At 52.1% G+C, this 16428-nt stretch carries 15 protein-coding genes; 5 read left to right on the forward strand and 10 right to left on the reverse strand.

Features of this window, described 5'->3' with window-relative positions; translation table 11 throughout:
* The first annotated feature begins 655 nt into the window (after positions 1-655).
* Positions 656-1363, forward strand: coding sequence for a DNA/RNA non-specific endonuclease (locus AC3G2T_RS22125; protein WP_488436934.1), 708 nt, complete (start codon positions 656-658; stop codon positions 1361-1363).
* 132 nt (positions 1364-1495) lie between these two features.
* Here the strand turns inward: AC3G2T_RS22125 and AC3G2T_RS22130 are convergent, their stop codons facing one another.
* The 6 genes from AC3G2T_RS22130 to AC3G2T_RS22155 all read right to left on the reverse strand — a co-directional run bounded on the left by AC3G2T_RS22130 (position 1496) and on the right by AC3G2T_RS22155 (position 9147).
* Complete coding sequence (locus tag AC3G2T_RS22130) at positions 1496-2404, reverse strand: glycoside hydrolase family 113 (protein ID WP_488437010.1); 909 nt, start codon at positions 2402-2404, stop codon at positions 1496-1498.
* 49 nt (positions 2405-2453) lie between these two features.
* Positions 2454-3293 (reverse strand): carbohydrate ABC transporter permease, encoded by an 840-nt coding sequence (locus AC3G2T_RS22135; protein ID WP_488436935.1) that lies wholly within the window; start codon positions 3291-3293, stop codon positions 2454-2456.
* Positions 3294-3296: 3 nt separating this feature from the next.
* Positions 3297-4175, reverse strand: a complete 879-nt coding sequence (locus AC3G2T_RS22140) for a carbohydrate ABC transporter permease (protein ID WP_474686555.1) — start codon at positions 4173-4175, stop codon at positions 3297-3299.
* Between the two features lie 108 nt (positions 4176-4283).
* Positions 4284-5606 (reverse strand): ABC transporter substrate-binding protein, encoded by a 1323-nt coding sequence (locus AC3G2T_RS22145; protein WP_474686553.1) that lies wholly within the window; start codon positions 5604-5606, stop codon positions 4284-4286.
* A gap of 143 nt (positions 5607-5749) precedes the next feature.
* Positions 5750-7255: a response regulator transcription factor gene (locus tag AC3G2T_RS22150; RefSeq protein WP_474686551.1), complete on the reverse strand. Its 1506-nt coding sequence runs from the start codon at positions 7253-7255 to the stop codon at positions 5750-5752.
* A 14-nt stretch (positions 7256-7269) separates the two neighbouring features.
* Positions 7270-9147 carry a sensor histidine kinase gene (locus tag AC3G2T_RS22155; RefSeq protein ID WP_488436936.1) on the reverse strand — a complete coding sequence of 626 codons (1878 nt, stop codon included), beginning with the start codon at positions 9145-9147 and terminating at the stop codon, positions 7270-7272.
* A 187-nt stretch (positions 9148-9334) separates the two neighbouring features.
* Between AC3G2T_RS22155 and mscL the strand changes: the two genes are divergently transcribed.
* The 3 genes from mscL to AC3G2T_RS22170 all read left to right on the forward strand — a co-directional run bounded on the left by mscL (position 9335) and on the right by AC3G2T_RS22170 (position 10922).
* A complete protein-coding gene (mscL, locus tag AC3G2T_RS22160) occupies positions 9335-9802 on the forward strand; it encodes a large conductance mechanosensitive channel protein MscL (RefSeq protein WP_474686579.1) in 468 nt (155 codons plus the stop codon).
* Between the two features lie 342 nt (positions 9803-10144).
* Positions 10145-10408, forward strand: a complete 264-nt coding sequence (locus tag AC3G2T_RS22165; RefSeq protein ID WP_474686547.1) for a hypothetical protein — start codon at positions 10145-10147, stop codon at positions 10406-10408.
* Between the two features lie 205 nt (positions 10409-10613).
* The gene (locus AC3G2T_RS22170; RefSeq protein ID WP_474686545.1) at positions 10614-10922 is read left to right on the forward strand and encodes a hypothetical protein; all 309 of its coding nucleotides are present in this window, start codon (positions 10614-10616) and stop codon (positions 10920-10922) included.
* A 40-nt stretch (positions 10923-10962) separates the two neighbouring features.
* On the opposite strand, the gene AC3G2T_RS22175 is transcribed toward AC3G2T_RS22170, so the two are convergent.
* The 4 genes from AC3G2T_RS22175 to AC3G2T_RS22190 form a co-directional block, all read right to left on the reverse strand.
* Positions 10963-11166: a copper ion binding protein gene (locus AC3G2T_RS22175; RefSeq protein WP_474686543.1), complete on the reverse strand. Its 204-nt coding sequence runs from the start codon at positions 11164-11166 to the stop codon at positions 10963-10965.
* 28 nt (positions 11167-11194) lie between these two features.
* The gene (locus tag AC3G2T_RS22180) at positions 11195-11527 is read right to left on the reverse strand and encodes a metal-sensitive transcriptional regulator (protein WP_474686541.1); all 333 of its coding nucleotides are present in this window, start codon (positions 11525-11527) and stop codon (positions 11195-11197) included.
* A gap of 178 nt (positions 11528-11705) precedes the next feature.
* On the reverse strand, positions 11706-14129 hold the full coding sequence (locus tag AC3G2T_RS22185; RefSeq protein WP_488436937.1) for a heavy metal translocating P-type ATPase: 2424 nt from the start codon (positions 14127-14129) through the stop codon (positions 11706-11708).
* Positions 14130-14412: 283 nt separating this feature from the next.
* A complete protein-coding gene (locus tag AC3G2T_RS22190; protein ID WP_488436938.1) occupies positions 14413-15606 on the reverse strand; it encodes an MFS transporter in 1194 nt (397 codons plus the stop codon).
* A gap of 200 nt (positions 15607-15806) precedes the next feature.
* On the opposite strand from AC3G2T_RS22190, the gene AC3G2T_RS22195 reads away from it, so the two are divergent.
* A complete protein-coding gene (locus AC3G2T_RS22195) occupies positions 15807-16415 on the forward strand; it encodes a transglutaminase-like domain-containing protein (RefSeq protein WP_488436939.1) in 609 nt (202 codons plus the stop codon).
* Positions 16416-16428: the final 13 nt, after the last annotated feature.

Genomic DNA, 16428 nt, shown 5'->3' on the forward strand with positions numbered 1-16428 from the left:
GCTGGTTCCCTTTTGGTGGGCTACTGGATCTAACGCACCCGCCGCCGGTTTCGTCGCTAGTGCGCAAAAAAAACTGCGAATGTGCAGGAATTTTCTGTGGAAATGGTTCATTTTGACGAAAAGCCTGCGAATGTGCAGGAATTTTCGATGAAAATGAGTCTGAGCCCGTGTTCGCGGCGAAAAGCCTGCACAATTGCAGGAATTTTTCCGTAGCCAGCGCATCCATCGAGCAAAAACTGTACTTTTGCAGGTTTTCTTCGCGCAACCAGGCAGTTTAGTTCGGCCGGCTCTGGCGTATGTGTTTCTGAGCAGCCTGGTAAGTGAAGGTTTTTCTGCAGGATGCGCTGCCAGTAAGTGCACCAGTTCCACCTTGGAATGTGATCGACCGACCGCCGTCATGCAGCGCAACACCGCGCACTGCGCGCGGTGTGAAAAGGAAGACAAATTTCATCCTCTATGGTGCCACGCAGCGCTTGTAAATATATTTTATTAACACTCACCAGCGACAAGAGGCCCGAGGGATTTTTTATTTTTGAATGTATGATTGAGATTTTTAACCCAATTTTTTCTAATATTTACATGGTAAAATACTATTTCTTGGAATTAAAAAATAGTATGATTAGGGAAAAATCATGGTAGTGAGGGGGCTTAAACAATGTTTACCCACGGACAGAGGAATCAAAAGGATTCCAGGGTTACATCTATATCTATGCCTAGAATCACCACGCCTACCCTCGGCACAGTTGCTCAACTTCAACGGCAATATGGCAATCGTGCTGTAGGTAAAATGCTTATGACGTCTTCCCCGATTATTCAACGTGAACTCGAAGTCCACCACTCTGAACATACTGAAAACAATGGCCGGTCATCTCATGTTGAAGCAATCGTTTCTGGAAATACATTGGGTCCTGGCTCGAATGCGCCATCCGTCGATCCTGCTGGTTGGGATCTACTCAACGAAAGATTTGAAATGGGGGATCAGGTACGAGGGCATCTTTGGAATGGAAGATTGGGAGGACCTGGGGATAAGAGTTGGAATTTAACTCCACTTGAGAACTCATTCAATGTCAACGATATGGGGGCTGAGGAAGGAAAGGCTCAAACGGCATTAAACCATGTAAACACGGATCAAATGTATCTAGAAACAAACGTTGCGTATGGCTATAGTAATGACAATACGAATGCAGCGTATTATTATCCGTCAAATGTTACATTCAATTGGACGGCATACGAAGATGATAATGGTACAGTTCGGGATCAAGGAGCATTCAATTCAGAAACAGCTTTGCCAGATGAACAGGATCCTGATTATGATCCTGATGACCCTGACAACATAGGACTTGACGAAACAGAAGATGTCTAAAAACCTCCCCCACCTGCATATGCGAGTGGGGGATTCTTCTGTTTATACTGCTAAATCAGTCATTCCAAGGGTCGTAAGATTGCCGGGTTCGGCACCGCGCCGACCCCGACCCCGACACCGGTGCCGAAAGCCCTACCGGCGGCGGTAGAAAGCTTCGATGGTCTCGCTCGCCGGCTTTTTGTACATGCAATAGTCGTCATTGCCTGCAGCTTCTCCCTCGCCGTACAGCGCGGCGGGCCAGTCCCACAGCATGAAGCCGTGGAACCACGGCTTGCTGCCGATCTTCTCGAACATGACGCGGTAGTACTCGTCCTGTTCTTGCAGGCTGACGGGGCCGGCGAGGCCCCAATCGTTCGGCAGGTCGGCCGAACCTTGGCGGCTGGGGCAGCCAGCTTCCATGAAGAAGAACGGCTTGCCGTGCTTCGCGGCGAAAGCCTCCAGCGCGGCGACGCGCTCGTCCCAGGAGCCGATCGGGTAGTACCCGCTGGACGAAATGACATCGACGGCGTCCCACCAGGTCACGCGTTCTTCCTGGTACTTGTCGCAATTGTAGGTGATGATGCCGGTGTAGACTTCCCTTACTTTGGCGATGAGCGCTCTCCACTCCTCCGCCCTGCGGTCCGTCTGCACCATCTCGCAGCCTACGCAAAACATTTCGCAGCCGGTGTCCTGCGCGATCCGCGCGTAATGCAAAATAAACTCGTTGTAGCTGGCAAACCAGTCGCTCCACTTCGGCTCGCAGGGCACGTCGTAGTCGAAAAAGTTGATGTGAGCCCGCCACACGCCGTTGGCGCAGTTCACGACAGGCTTCAGGCATACCTTCAGCCCTAAGCGATGCGCCTTTTCAATAGCCCATACCACTTCCTCATCGGTCACGGTAGGCTCGTTTTTATAATGAATGCTCGTCGCCTGGGGATGATCCTGAAGGGCGGAAAGTGCGATCGCCGTCCAGTTCACGCCAAGCTTGGCCATCTGTTCCAGTGAAAAGTCAGCGGTTTCGTTAGCCCATGTGCCGCGTGTCCCCACCCAGCCCCATGTCATTCCCTTGATGTAGTCCAAATCCCACACACCCAATCCGTATTTTTCTATATTACTCTTTCACCGATCCGCTGACGATGCCGGAGAAAATAAACCGCTGCAAAATCAAATAAATGATGATAGTCGGAATCATGATGATCAAAATCGCTGCGCAAATCAGCTCCCAGTGGGCGCTGTTCGGGCCTGCGAAGCGCATGAGCGATGTCGAGACGACGCCCAGCTTTTGCGAAGGCATATACAGCCACGGAATATACATGTCGTTGTAAATTTGAATCGTTTTGAGGATCACCGCGGTAGCCGTAGCCGGTCCCAGCAGCGGGAAAATGATCGTACGGTAAATACGGAACAGCGACGCCCCTTCCATCATCGCGCTTTCGTCCAGCGAATAAGGGATTTTGCTGATGAATTGCAGGTACAAGTAAATTTGCACGGCGTCGGTGCTGGCGTACAGCAGGATGGCCGCTCTTTTCGTATTAAACAGGTCCAGACCTTGAATGATGCTGAAAGTGGCCACCTGCGTCGTAATAAGCGGGATAAACGTAGCTACCAGGTAAGCGGCCAAAATCAAGCCTCTTCCTTTAAATTGAAACCGGCCCAGGGCGTAGGCGACCATCGTGCCCAAAATAATATTGATCGCAAGCGACGAAACGATAATAATTCCCGTGTTCATAAAGGCGCTGCCCAGTTTGCCGACCTCGATCACTTTGATGAAATTGGCGAAGTTGAAAAAGCTTTCCGGGAAGCTGAACGGGCTTGTTGCGGCATATTCTTTGCCGGTTTTAAAAGCATTCACGACAATGACATAAGGCGGAACCAGCACGCAGAGCACTCCGATGACAAGCGTCAAATATTTCAACGCGTCCAGCAGAACGGCAGAGGGTTTCCGATTCATTGTTTATTCCTCCCCGCGCAAAATGAATTTACGTTGAACGGTAATGACGACGAAAACAATAATGAGCAGCACGATCGCCATGGCCGAGCCGAGCCCGAAATTATTGAATTTGAACGCAACATCGTTCACTTTGGTGACGAATGTATCGCTGCCTGCCGCCGCGCCGGTGATGACATAAGGAATATCGAACACTTCCAGCGCCCCCGATACGGTCAGCAGCATGTTGAGCTCGATGATTTTGCGGATGTTGGGCAGTGTGATGTAGAGCAGGCTTTGAAACGAATTGGCCCCGTCGATTTTGCCGGCCTCGTACAAGTCCCCGGGAATCGACTGCAAAACGCCCAAGTAAATGACCATGTTGAAACCCATATATTTCCACAATGAAATCGAGGCCAGCGAAACGTTGACGAGCGACATGTTGCCGAGCCAACTTTGCTTATAAGCGCCAAGACCGACCCATTCAAGCAGCGTATTCAGCGTGCCGTGATCGGAATTGAAAATAAACTGGAACATGTAGGCCGTCGCCACGCTGTTCAAAATGTAAGGCAGAAAGAGCAGCACTCTGAACACATTGCGGCCCTTCAGCTTCGTATTCAGGACGATGGCAAAATACAAGGCGATCATATTTTGAATAATGCCGCCGATAAAATAATAAAGGTTGTGGCTGAAAACGCCGAAAATTTCCTTATTCGAAAAAATTTCCTTGTAGTTGGCAAAGCCGACCCACTTGTAATTCAAGCTGAATCCGTCCCAGTCGGTAAAGCTTAATTGAATTAATCTCAATGCAGGGTAAAACGTAAATGTAGCAAGCAAAATGAGCGGAATCGTCAAAAACGATACCAAAATGACCCGGCGCTGCGCTTTATAGCTGAGGTTGATCATAGCAATCCCTTCTTTACCCGAATGATAGAAAGCCAAACCGGCAACAAAAATAGATCATCATGGAGCGCATGACAATCTATTTTTGTTATTTACCCGAAGCTAACCAATTTATTGTCCGACCGCTTTTCTTGCGTCGGCCCATTTTTTGTTAAGCTCGTCAAGACCGGCTTTGAAGTCTTTGCCCAGAATCAATTTTTGCACGTAAGCTCCGCCCATGAAGTCGATTTGCGCTTTGTTGGCGATGTTGCCGTAAGCGTCCGGATCCGGCTTGCCTTGCAGGGAATTCGGTTTCAGCGCCATAAATTGCTGCAATTGAGGCAGTTTAGGCTGCTTCGACTTGTCGGGAGGGATCATGCCCGCAAAGTCGGCGTAATCGGATTCTTCCACCATGAATTTGACGAAAGCTTTGGCTGTTTCGATGTTTTTGCTGTTTTTCGCTACGCCATACATGTAGTCGGGACCCATGTTAGCATTGTATTTGCCGCTGTTATCGTACGGCAGCGGGAAGAAGCCGATATCTTCGGATTTGGCGCCGTTCTCGATAATTTGCGGCACGACCCAGTTGCCAAGGAAATACATCGCCGTTTTGCCGCTGGCTACGTCCTTCTTGGACGATTCCCAATCGGTGGACATCAAATCTTTTTCGGTGTAGCCTTTGTCAACGAAAGTTTTCAGGATCGTTAGCGATTTTTCGTATGGAGTTCCCGGACCGAAAGGAGCGTCCGTCTTGGTCATGGAGCCGCGGAATTCAGGGTCGCCGGAAATTTCAAAGGCGATGACGTCCCATTCGCTTAGAGGCCATTTGTCTTTGAAGTTCGTCGCCAGCGGCGTAATGCCCGCAGCTTTCAGCTTTTCGGCGTCGGCGTACAACTCGTCCAGCGTTTTCGGAACGTCGGTGATGCCCGCTTTGGCGAAAGCCTGCTTGTTGTAAGCGACACCGTTCGTGTTCACGCCGCTCGGAAGTCCGTACGTATTGCCGCCCGACGCTTTAATATCCGAGAAGTACACTTTGTCGTTGAGGCCAAGGTCGTTGAGCGACGCATAATAATCGCCCAGTTTGCCGTTGGGAACGCCGTCGGGAATCATGTTCACGTCGCCAAGCTCGCCGGTGGACAATCTGACTTTCATCGTCGGGCCGTAGTCTTTGATCGCTTCGACTTCAACCGCTTCCACTTTCGGGTATTTCTTTTTAAAAGCCGCCTCCCACTCTTTGAACTTGGTGTCCACCAAATCCGTGCGGTGGGTGACCACTGTAATTTTGCCTTTGATATTATCGGTTGCGCCGCCTGCGCCAGGAGCTGCGGTTGCCGCCGCATTGCCGGTTGCCGCAGGAGAAGTCGAAGCCGCGCCGTCTCCCTGGGATTTGCCGCATGCCGCCGCCACGGATACGGTCAATACTAACGCCATTCCGGTTGTGAGCCACTTTTTCAATTTGAATACCCCCTTGAAATAATGAAAATCTCATTTGTTATCGCTTTCATGTTAATTATATTTCTGAGCAGGGCAGATTGATATGTAGTTTTTTTGTTTTTATTGTATTATTTTTGCGTATTTCAGAAATTTTATGCTAACAATTAGCTAACAACATCCCGGTACTCTTTGGGCGTCAGGCCGACGACTTTTTTGAACTGTTTGTTGAAATAAGCCGGATCGCGGTAGCCGACGAGCTCGCCGATCTGGTACGTTTTCAAATGAATCTGATCTTTCAGCAGTTCTTTCGCTTTGTTCATCCGCACGGAAATGATATACTCGATGATCGTCGTCCCCGTCTCCTGGCTGAACAATTTGCTCAAATAGCTCGGAGTCAAAAACACCCGCTTCGCCAAACTGTTCAAATCCAGCGCCTCCGCGTACTCCTGCTCGATAATTTTTTTGATTTGAAAAACGGTCATGCTTCCCTGACTGCTTCTTTCGTTCATCAACGAGTTCAGCCCGCTCAGCAGCCGCAGCTCGATTAACGCTTTTGCCTCGTTGTAGGTAAAGCATTTTTTCAGTTCCATCCCCCAGTCTATGGAAAGCTCCGGCTGAGTCGCGGTTTCCCGGCGTTTGCCGGCTTCTTTGTTCAGCGCATAAAACAGCGTCTCCACAAGCTCGATCAAGTGGTGCATGCGAATTTTGATGTTGGCAATTTCCCGCAGCATGTCCCGCAAATGGATTTCGACGCTGGGCAGATCGAAAATTTCCATACTCTCCAGCACTCTTTTCCGGTACGACTCCACCTTGTGCAGATTGCCGAACGCGACCTGCTCCGCCCGGGTGACCGTGGACCGGCCTGTACCGTAAAAATTGTACTCCGTAGCTTCCAGCGCTTCCCGGTAGCTTTCGGCCCATTCGCTCCAGTGCGCGCACAGCCTGCCGATGCCGACCGAAGCGGAAAAAGCCCGCTCCTTCGTTAATATGCTGCCGAGCTGGGCTTCCCATGCTTCAATTGCATGATCCGCATCCTCGAATGCGGCGATCAAAGCCGTGGTGCGGTCATCCATCGTCACGATTTCATATTTGGCGGCGAGCTCCGGCTGAAAGCCGCTGCGAAAAGCCGTTTTCGGCGGGGCGGAATCTGTCACAACCGCGGCAACGGCAAATGCCGGCATATGAACAAGCTCCGGATACGAGTCCTTGAGCGCGAGCGCAGCCGCCTGCTTGTCTCCCGTTCCGAGCAGCGCCTGCCGCAAAAACGTATCGTCTTTGCCGGAAAGCATGGCCGGTTTCGCCTGAATGCTTTGGTGCAGCCCCGCCAGCAACTCGTACAGCTCCTGCTTGTCTACGGGCTTCAGCAAATAAGCGGACACCCCGGACGAGATGGCCGAACGGGCATACTCAAATTCGCCGAACCCGCTCAAAATGACGCATTTGATGTCCTGGTCCCTTTGCTTGATCAATTTGGCGAGCTCCAGCCCCGTCATGCCCGGCATTTTGATGTCGGTGATAACTACATCCGGCTTATTGGTTTCCAGGGCGGCCAGGCAATCCGAAGCGCCGGCGTACAAGCCGGCAATTTCGTAATGAGGCGACGCTTTTTCGATCAGCTTGGACAAGCCGAGCCTGATTTTTTCCTCGTCATCCACGATCATGATTTTCATGCCGGTCCCTCCCTTCAGATCTGTATGTTATAGGGCAGCGAAATTACGACGGTCGTCCCCTCTCCCGGCTGACTGAACAGTTCCAGGCCGTACGAGGCGCCGTAATGCAGCTTGATCCGCTCGTCCACGTTCAATAGGCCAATCCCTCTGGCCGGAGACTGGGACGGAGACGGGGACGGAGACTGGGACGGTGGCGGTAGTGGAGACGGAGTCAGTAGCGGTAGCGGAGACTGGGGCGCAGCTTCATGCAAGAAGCCTTGCTTCAGCTTCTCGTTCAGACGCCGCAGCTTGTCGGCCTCGATGCCGCTGCCGTTATCCTCGATTCGCAAGGTCAGCAGGTGGCCCGCGATTTCATAAGAAACATGAATGTCGATCGGCTCGTCATCCTCGGTCTGCCCGTGGACAATGGCGTTCTCCACAATCGGCTGAAAAAGCAGCGGAATGACGGGATAATACCGAATCGCCTGGAAATCGTCCAAAGCGAGACGGAACTTGTCGCGGTACCTGTAATTGATCATTTGAATATAGGTTTGCAGGTGCTCGAACTCCTGGTGCAGCGCGACCGTTCCTTTCATCGGGTTGATGCTGTACCGGAACAGCTTGCCCAGCGCAGCGATCATTTCAGCGGCTTCCTCATCGTCATTGATTTCCGCCGTCATCCGGATCGTCTCAAGCGTATTGTACAAAAAATGCGGATTGATCTGGTTTTGCAGCGCCGCCAGTTCCGCTTCCTTTTTGCGGCCCTCGATCACGTACACTTGTCCGATGAGCTCTTTGATCCGCGCAAGCATGCTGTTAAAATGCAGCCCGAGCCGCCCCGCCTCGTCCCTGCTCTGCACCTGGAAGCTGACGTCCAGATCGCCGTTCTCGGCTTTTTTCATTAACCGCATTAACCGTTTCATCGGCTTTGTAAGCGCATAAGAGATCAAAATCGAAATAAACAGAGCGAACGCCATAATGATGCAGGTGACCAGCAGCGTTATGTTTTGCGTATACACGGCATCTTTCGTAATTTCGGCAAGCGGGATGCGGATGATCGTTTTCCAGCCGGTTTTCAGCGATTGCGAATAAATGCATAAATATTTAATGCCATCAATTTCTTTTATAAAATCGCCCGATGTGCCGACAGCCAGATTCACGACCGGATCGTCTTTGATTTTTTCCGTAATCCGCTTTTGCTCGGTATCGTAAATGACGCTGTTGTCCGCATCGATAATAAGCACCTTGCCGTGCGCGGCGTTTTCCAAATCGCTGACGACATTTTGAATGACGCTGATGCTGGCGTCGACGGCGATCGTTCCGATCGATTCCTGGGTATAAAAATCGCGGATTTCCCGGAGCACCGTGAAAGCAAATTTGCCGGTCTGCCAGTTCGCCAACTGCTGCGTGCTCAAAAACACGGATTTACCCCCGGCGCTCTGGGCCAGCCGCCGCCACTCGCCGGATCGTTCGTCCAGGTCCGTCCTGACGCCGCCGGTCATAATGTTGTAGTATTTGTTATTATCGTTATCGAAAATGTATATGGAATTCGTGCCGCGCTTGATGTTGTTCATAATGCGGATGTAATTTTCCATCTCGACCTGCTTCTGGGTCAGCGTTTCCGTCTTGTCCTCCAGCAGCTGCTGGAAGGAGGTCAAATAGAGCGGAATTTGCGAGATTTGCTCCATATCCCCGATATAATCGTCCAGCCGCTTCGTAATATTGTCCGTTAATTGCGACGCGTAGAGGCTCGTATTTTTTTTGATCGACGTGGAATAGTTCTGATAGGAAATATACCCCGTCAGTGTAATCGGCAAAATAATGAGGAATACGAAGACGACAATCAGCTTCTTCTCCATCGACAAATTCGACAGCAGCAGCGTCTCCTTCCATCGCAAGCGGCGAGCAGACATAAGGCCTCTCTCCTGTTCCATTCAAGCTGGGAGTCAGCAGTTTCGCCCGCCGGACCCCTGAGTGTAGTATTACATTCATTATAGACAGATATGGCCGGTAAATGAAAATACCCGCCGCAATTGTGCTTTGAAGGCCGTCCAAGTTTGTGCTACAATGCATTCAACACCAGTGATACGGAGGTTTATGATGCTAAAGGAATTTAAAGATTTTGCTTTTAAAGGTAATATGGTCGATTTGGCGGTCGGGGTCATTATCGGGGGCGCTTTCGGCAAAGTTATCACTTCAATCGTGAACGACTTGATCATGCCGCCGATCGGACTGCTGCTGGGCAAGGTGAAGTTCAACGATTTGTTCATCCCTCTCGACGGCAAACATTACGCTACGCTGGCGGACGCCGCGGCAAAAAGCGCGCCTACCTTTAACTACGGGCAATTTATTTCTACTTTTCTTGATTTTCTGATTGTCGCTTTTGTCATTTTCATGGTCGTGAAGCAGCTGAGCAAATTCCGCAAAAAAGAAGAACCGAAGGAAAAAGCGCCGGCTACCAAACAGTGCCCGCACTGCTTGTCCGACATTCCGGCCCAAGCGTCGCGCTGCAAATATTGCACGTCGGAACTCGCATCCGGGGGCTCTGTTTCCGGAAGCATTCAATAGGCGGACGCCGCGGCTGGCGCAGCACGGGCGGGTGGCGAGCCCGGATGCGGGAAGCCCGCTAGGGCTAAGGGGCACGTGGGGGACCGGGAAACCCGCGCAGAGCTAGCATCCTGCTGGGGCAAGGAAACCTGCACAGAGCTAGCAACCTGCGGGGACCGGGAAACCCGTACAGAGCTTAGCAACCTCCAGGGGCCGAGAAACCCGTACAGAACTTAGCAACCTCCAGGGGCCGAGAAACCCGTACAGAACTTAGCAACCTCCAGGGGCCGGGAAACCCTACAGAGCTTAGTAGCCTCCAGGGCCGAGAAACCCGAAAAGCCTGCAAAAGTGCAGGCTTTTTCGGTGAAAGTGACCCATTTTGGGGAAAAGCCTGCAATTGTGCAGGAATTCCCGGTGAAAATGGATCTAAGGCCGTGCGCGAGCCGAAAAACCTGCATTTTTGCAGGAATTTTTCGTTTCAAGCTTGCCAGTGGGCAAAAAGATGCACTTTTGCAGGCTTTCTCCATGTTACCCGTTAAATGCGGCGGATCGGTTCATTACAACAAACACAAAAGCACGCACCGCATGAGGACAAGCCCTCTGGCGATTCGTGCTTTTTTCGATTAGGGACTCGGCAGCGGCGGAACTGCGAGCGTTCCAGTCACGGATGACCGCCAAATGCGCACCGCGGCAGAACGGCTATCGTCCCCCGCTGCCGTCGGCACCGCTTGGCGCTAATTACCGCCGACACGCAGCGAAACGCCGCGCATTGCGCGAAGAATGGGAACTGCGCACTGAAAGCTGCGCGCGGTGCGAAGATTTGGAGGTCAACATGCTAAATACCATGGTTAAGGTTCTTTATAAAACCATTCTCGCTGCCGGTATACTTTTTCTTATCGTGTATATCCTTTTATATTTTTTCGTATATTCCAGGTCGCCGAAACAAGCTATACAGAAAAAACTTGGCGGCACAGCGGTACAATATACGGTAAACAACGATGGCTATGTGGATAAAGATGGAAGTCGGCGTTTTGTTTTACATGAATGGGACGGTAAATTTACAGACAGCTTGCCTCATATTTTTTACTTGAAACAAACTAGTGCGGGCTGGCTCGTTGTCAACTATGGGAACGCTCCTTAGTTCGGTATTACGGCAATAAAGAGCGCGCCGGTTTTATTGCTCATTGAACTACGTCGTATCCTTGTTCTTCGATCGCTTCCTTAATTGCCGCAAGCGTCAGCTTGCTGTCGTCATACTGTACGGCGACTTCTTTGCTGGCAAGGTTCACTTTGCCTTCGGCGCCGATCTCTTTCATCGCTTTTTCTATCGAGTTCACGCAGTGGTTGCAGGACATTCCTTCTACTTTCAATGTAACGTTAGACATAGTTATCGCTCCTTCGCGCAAATGTTTTTTATTTCATTAAAGTATTCATCGTCTTGAGCAGTTCATCCACAACGTCCATGTCGCCTTCTTGAATTCTTTCGACGACACAGCTTTTGAGGTGTCCTGCGAGCAGCAGCTTGCCTACTCCGTTCAACGCCGACTGAATCGCCGCGATTTGGTGCAGCACATCATCGCAATAGGTATCTTTTTCGATAAGCCCCTTTACGCCGCGCACCTGGCCTTCGATCCGGTTCAACCGTTTGATCAGATCGGATTTCAGTTTGTCGGAGTGATGGCTCTTGCGGGCCTGATCGTCGTGGCAGCTGCTTGCTCCGTTGTTTTGTTCCAGCTCCGTTTCCATAGAAGGCACCTCCCTCCCGGGTATTCTCTTTATCATACCCCCATACGGTATATTGTCAAGCGCCAATGGGCCGAGGCCAGGGAGCCTTATTGTCAAGCTCCCAGGGCCGGGGCGGGGGACCTTATTGTCAAACGCCAAGGCCGGGACCGGGGGCGTTTTTGTCAAGCTTCGAGGGCCGTTACAGTTTCACCCGCTGCAGCCGGAGGGCGTTGAGCACGACGGAAACGGAGCTTAGCGCCATGGCCGCGCCGGCCACCCAAGGGGCGAGCAGGCCGATTGCGGCAATCGGGATGCCGAGCGTGTTGTAGCCAAGCGCCCAGAACAGATTTTGCTTGATGTTGCCCATTGTGCGGCGGCTCATTTCAATCGCATCGGGGATGCTGTTCAAATCCCCCCGCATAAGCGTAACGTCGGCGGCTTCCATCGCCACATCGGTGCCCGTGCCGATCGCCATGCCGATATCGGCCATCGCGAGTGCAGGCGCATCGTTGATGCCGTCGCCGACCATCGCCACGCGGAGTCCTTGCGCCTGGAGCTTTTTCACTTCCTCGGCCTTGCCTTCGGGAAGCACTTCGGCCAGCACGCGCTCAATGCCGACCTGCCCCGCAATCGCCTCCGCGGTGCGCTGGTTGTCACCGGTGATCATGATGACTTGTATGCCCAGCCCCTTCAAGCGGGATACGGCTTCTTTGGACGTCTCTTTAATCGTGTCGGCCACCGCCACCATTCCGGCGTAAACGCCGTCCACGGCTGCCAGCATGGCGGTTTTGCCCGCCTGCTCAAGCTGCGTCATGACGGGAAGCGCGGCGGCTGCGTCGATGTTATGCCGGGCCATCAGCTTCCGCGTGCCGATCATCACCTCCCTTCCGTCAACGGTTGCCCGGATGCCAAAACCGGGAATCGCCTCGAATTCCGAGGCATCGGGCAGATCAACGCCCTTGCCGCGAATCCCCTGGACGATTGCTTCGGCCAGAGGGTGCTCCGAGCTTTTTTCGGCTGCGCCTACCAACCGGAGAAATTCGGACTCTTCCAGTTTCGTAAGAACGTCGGTCAATTCGGGCTTACCTTTGGTCACCGTGCCTGTTTTATCCAAAATCACGGCATCGATGCGGTGGGTCGACTCCAGGTGCTCGCCGCCTTTGAACAAAATACCGAGCTCGGCCGCCCGGCCGGAACCGGCCATAATGGACGTCGGCGTTGCCAGTCCGAGCGCACAAGGGCACGCAATGACGAGAATGGCTATCGCTTTTTCCAGCGCTCCGGCAAAATCGCCCGGGACGATCCACAGGTACCAAACCGCAAACGCGATGACGGCTATGGCTACGACGATAGGAACGAACACGCCGGAGATGACGTCGGCAATCCGCTGAATCGGAGCTTTGGAGCCCTGCGCCTCTTCGACGACTTTGATGATCTGGGCAAGAGCCGTGTCTCTGCCAACTTTGGCCGCGCGCACTTTCAGCATGCCGTTTTTGTTGATCGTTGCACCGATGACGGTATCGCCCGCCCGTTTGCCGACTGGCATGCTTTCACCAGTCAGCATCGATTCGTCCACCGATGAGGAGCCCTCCAGCACGACTCCGTCGACCGGAACTTTTTCGCCCGGCTTGACGATGACGGCATCGCCCACGACGACTTCCTCAACCGGAATGCTCAGTTCTTTTCCGTCGCGAATGACCAGCGCCGTTTTGGCCTGCAGGCCCATCAGCGTTTTGATCGCTTCGGACGTCCGTCCTTTGGCGAGGGCTTCGAACAATTTGCCCAAAATAACAAGTGTGATCAGCACCGCGCTCGTTTCAAAATACATCTCCGGCGCATGCCGGTGTGCATCCGTGCTCAACGCCCATTCGAGAGTTAGATACAAGCTGTAAAAGTAAGCGGCGGAGGTGCCGAGGGAAACGAGCACGTCCATGTTGGCGCTTTTGTTGCGCAGCGCTTTGTACGCGGCCACATAAAACTGTCTGCCGATGTAAAATTGAACCGGCGTCGCGAGCGCAAGCTGCGCCCACGGATTCATCAAAATGTCCGGCAGCCAGATCCAGGACGTGAACGAGAAGTGGCTGACCATCGCCCACAGCAGCGGAAAAGAGAGCACGGCGGAAATCCACAGCTTGCGCTTCTGCTTCCTGATCTCGGCCGCGCGATGCTCGCCGGCCTCCTCTTTGGCCTGCTTGAGGATCGCCTCGTAGCCGAGCTTGGCTACCCTCTGCTGCATGTCGGCCGGAGATACCTCCGCAGGGCTGTACTCCACGCGCGCCGTCTCCATGGCGAAGTTGACTGCGGCTTTCGACACGCCAGGCATTTTGTTCAGCGCCTTCTCGATCTTCGCGGCGCAGGCCGCACAAGTCATGCCGGTAATGTCGAAGTCTACCGCTTCCTTGACGACCCCATAGCCCAGCTTGGCGATCGTCTGCTCCATGCCGGCGGCGTCCACCTTGCCGGGATCGAACGTCACCGCCGCCTTCTCCATCGCAAAATTCACATTAGCCTCGCTGACTCCGTCTATTCGTTGAAGCCCTTTTTCAATCCGGTTGGCGCATGCCGCGCAGGTCATGCCCGTTATCTGAAAAGATGCCTGTTTCAACTCCGCATTGGCGTCCATCGTTTCGCACCTCATTTGCAATATTGTTCTTCGTGTATTTATAGTATACCCCCCATAGGTATATTGTCAACACCAAAAATCATCCCCGCACTGAAAATGGACGTTGGCCCGACGCTTGCCGCTTGCGGCAGCAGGCTGGGGCAATCACAGCTTTCGTAACCAACTCGGCTAACCTGGCCGCAGCTTCTTTAAGCTCAATGGGGCGGCGGCTAACCGGTGCGCAAAAAAGCCACTACTGAACACAGCGGCTGCCGTGCTTAGTAATGGCTTGTTTGTCTTTATTTTATTCGAGAGCAGGTGCGGGCTCTTTGACGGACGACTGTTTGCGGTGAAAGAGGCCGTAATAGAAAATCGCGGCGCAAGCGACGACCAGGCCTGCAAAGAAATACATCGCATGGTAGCCGGAGCTTGCGGCTATTGTGCCGAGCACGGACGAACCGATGCCGTAGCCGGAGTCGAACAGCAGGAAGTACGTGCCGGTCGCCAGTCCCCGCCGGTGCGCCGGGGCAGATTGGATGGCGATCGTCTGGAAGCTCGGCAGCAATGCTCCAAACCCGAGCCCGAGCATCCCCGCCGCGCCCAAAAAGGCGAGCGGCCCATTCGCCACGCTCAGCACAATCATGCCGACCGCGAACAGAGCTACGCCGGGGTATACGAGAATATGCGGGCCCGAACGGTCAAACAGCCTGCCTGTAAACGGCCTGGAAATAACGATCATCAGGGCAAAAACCATGAAAAAATAGCTGGCATAAACGCCAAGGCCGATATCTTTCGCATAAACCGAGAGAAACGTTGTAATGGCCCCATAGGAAAAAGCCAGTACACTGCCCGTCAACGAGATCGGCAGGGCGCGCGGCTCGATGAACTTTTTCCAGCCCGTTGCAAGTCCCGCCCTTCCCGCTATGGCCGGAGCAGGGATGCGAAGGCTAATGCCGCACAACAAGGACAAAGCGACGAACAAGATGCATACGCCAAACAAAATCGCATTATTATGCGTCTGCATAATCGTCAGCCCCAGGAAAGGTCCCACGACCATAGCGAGGCTCATAAACAGGCTGAAATAGCCGACTCCCTCTCCTTTGCGGTGTTCCGGGACAAGATCGACCGCCACTGCGCTGGTAGCCGTCGCCGCCATACCGAAGCCGATGCCGTGCAAAAACCGCAAGCCCAGCAAAAGTTTGTACTCGGAAATAAACGGATAGATGACCGTACAGCCGGCAAATATAGCCAGCGAAACGATCACAAGCTTACGCCTGTCCCATTCATCCAGCCATTTGCCCGTCAGCGACCGGCAGATGACCGCGGAAACAATAAATACCGTCATCACCAGCCCGATTTCCTTTTGCCCTTTGTGCAGCGTATCGGTGACTATGATCGGGAGCGTAACGGCCAGTATGTAAAACGTCATAAACAAAAAAAAGCTGCTGAAACACACAGCAACAAAATCGCGATTCCATAGTTTCGGCTGACCTTCCATTTTGCGATTCTCCTCTGCCAACTAATTGCTATAGCAATTATATTAGAGACGGGCTCTTTTCGTCAACAAAAAACTACAAGAAAATATAGTTATACAGATACACAGAACTATATATCTGTTGAATAAATTTCCATCATCATGCATAATAATACAATCTAGCAAATGAACAACTATACTTTCAGCAGGAAGGCAGATACGAGATGAATTTGATATTCGAATCGAACGATTTGGAAGACTTTTTGGCCGAAACCGAGGAAGTTGATTACAGCCATCCTTCCATTAAAGAAAAAGCATCCGAGCTTTATTCACAAGCGTTAAACGAAGATGATTTTGTGAAAAAGGCTTATGAATTTGTCCGGGATGAAATATTTCATTCATGGGACATTCAAAGTTCGCGAATCACGTGTAAAGCATCAGAAGCGCTTTATTTTAAAGAAGGTATCTGTTACGCTAAGTCAAATTTGCTAGGTGCTATTTTAAGGAGTAAAAAGATTCCTGCCGGGTTTTGTTATCAGCGGCTTACCATCGGCGATACGCCGGATACGGGGTACTGCCTCCATGCGCTTAATGCCGTTTTCCTTCATTCCAGAAAGAAATGGGTCCGCTTGGATGCACGGGGGAACAAAATTGGCGTACATGCCGAATTCTCCCCGGACTATGAACAACTTGCTTTTCCAATCAGGGAAGCGTACAACGAAATCGATTATCCGACTATTTATAAATCGCCAAACCCGAAAACAATATCCGTGCTAAAGCAAAACACAGATTGTATAAATATGTATCTCAACGGCTTGCCAAGCGAGCTTTAACCCATAAAAAGAA

The organism is Paenibacillus sp. sgz302191 (genome assembly GCF_057749925.1).

Coding starts and splice junctions, on each gene's coding strand:
- AC3G2T_RS22125 (WP_488436934.1), top strand. CDS start 656: ATGTTTACCCACGGACAGAGGAATCAAAAGGATTCCAGGGTTACATCT.
- AC3G2T_RS22130 (WP_488437010.1), bottom strand. CDS start 2,404: ATGACATGGGGCTGGGTGGGGACACGCGGCACATGGGCTAACGAAACC.
- AC3G2T_RS22135 (WP_488436935.1), bottom strand. CDS start 3,293: ATGAATCGGAAACCCTCTGCCGTTCTGCTGGACGCGTTGAAATATTTG.
- AC3G2T_RS22140 (WP_474686555.1), bottom strand. CDS start 4,175: ATGATCAACCTCAGCTATAAAGCGCAGCGCCGGGTCATTTTGGTATCG.
- AC3G2T_RS22150 (WP_474686551.1), bottom strand. CDS start 7,255: ATGAAAATCATGATCGTGGATGACGAGGAAAAAATCAGGCTCGGCTTG.
- AC3G2T_RS22155 (WP_488436936.1), bottom strand. CDS start 9,147: ATGTCTGCTCGCCGCTTGCGATGGAAGGAGACGCTGCTGCTGTCGAAT.
- mscL (WP_474686579.1), top strand. CDS start 9,335: ATGCTAAAGGAATTTAAAGATTTTGCTTTTAAAGGTAATATGGTCGAT.
- AC3G2T_RS22170 (WP_474686545.1), top strand. CDS start 10,614: ATGCTAAATACCATGGTTAAGGTTCTTTATAAAACCATTCTCGCTGCC.
- AC3G2T_RS22175 (WP_474686543.1), bottom strand. CDS start 11,166: ATGTCTAACGTTACATTGAAAGTAGAAGGAATGTCCTGCAACCACTGC.
- AC3G2T_RS22180 (WP_474686541.1), bottom strand. CDS start 11,527: ATGGAAACGGAGCTGGAACAAAACAACGGAGCAAGCAGCTGCCACGAC.
- AC3G2T_RS22185 (WP_488436937.1), bottom strand. CDS start 14,129: ATGGACGCCAATGCGGAGTTGAAACAGGCATCTTTTCAGATAACGGGC.
- AC3G2T_RS22190 (WP_488436938.1), bottom strand. CDS start 15,606: ATGGAAGGTCAGCCGAAACTATGGAATCGCGATTTTGTTGCTGTGTGT.
- AC3G2T_RS22195 (WP_488436939.1), top strand. CDS start 15,807: ATGAATTTGATATTCGAATCGAACGATTTGGAAGACTTTTTGGCCGAA.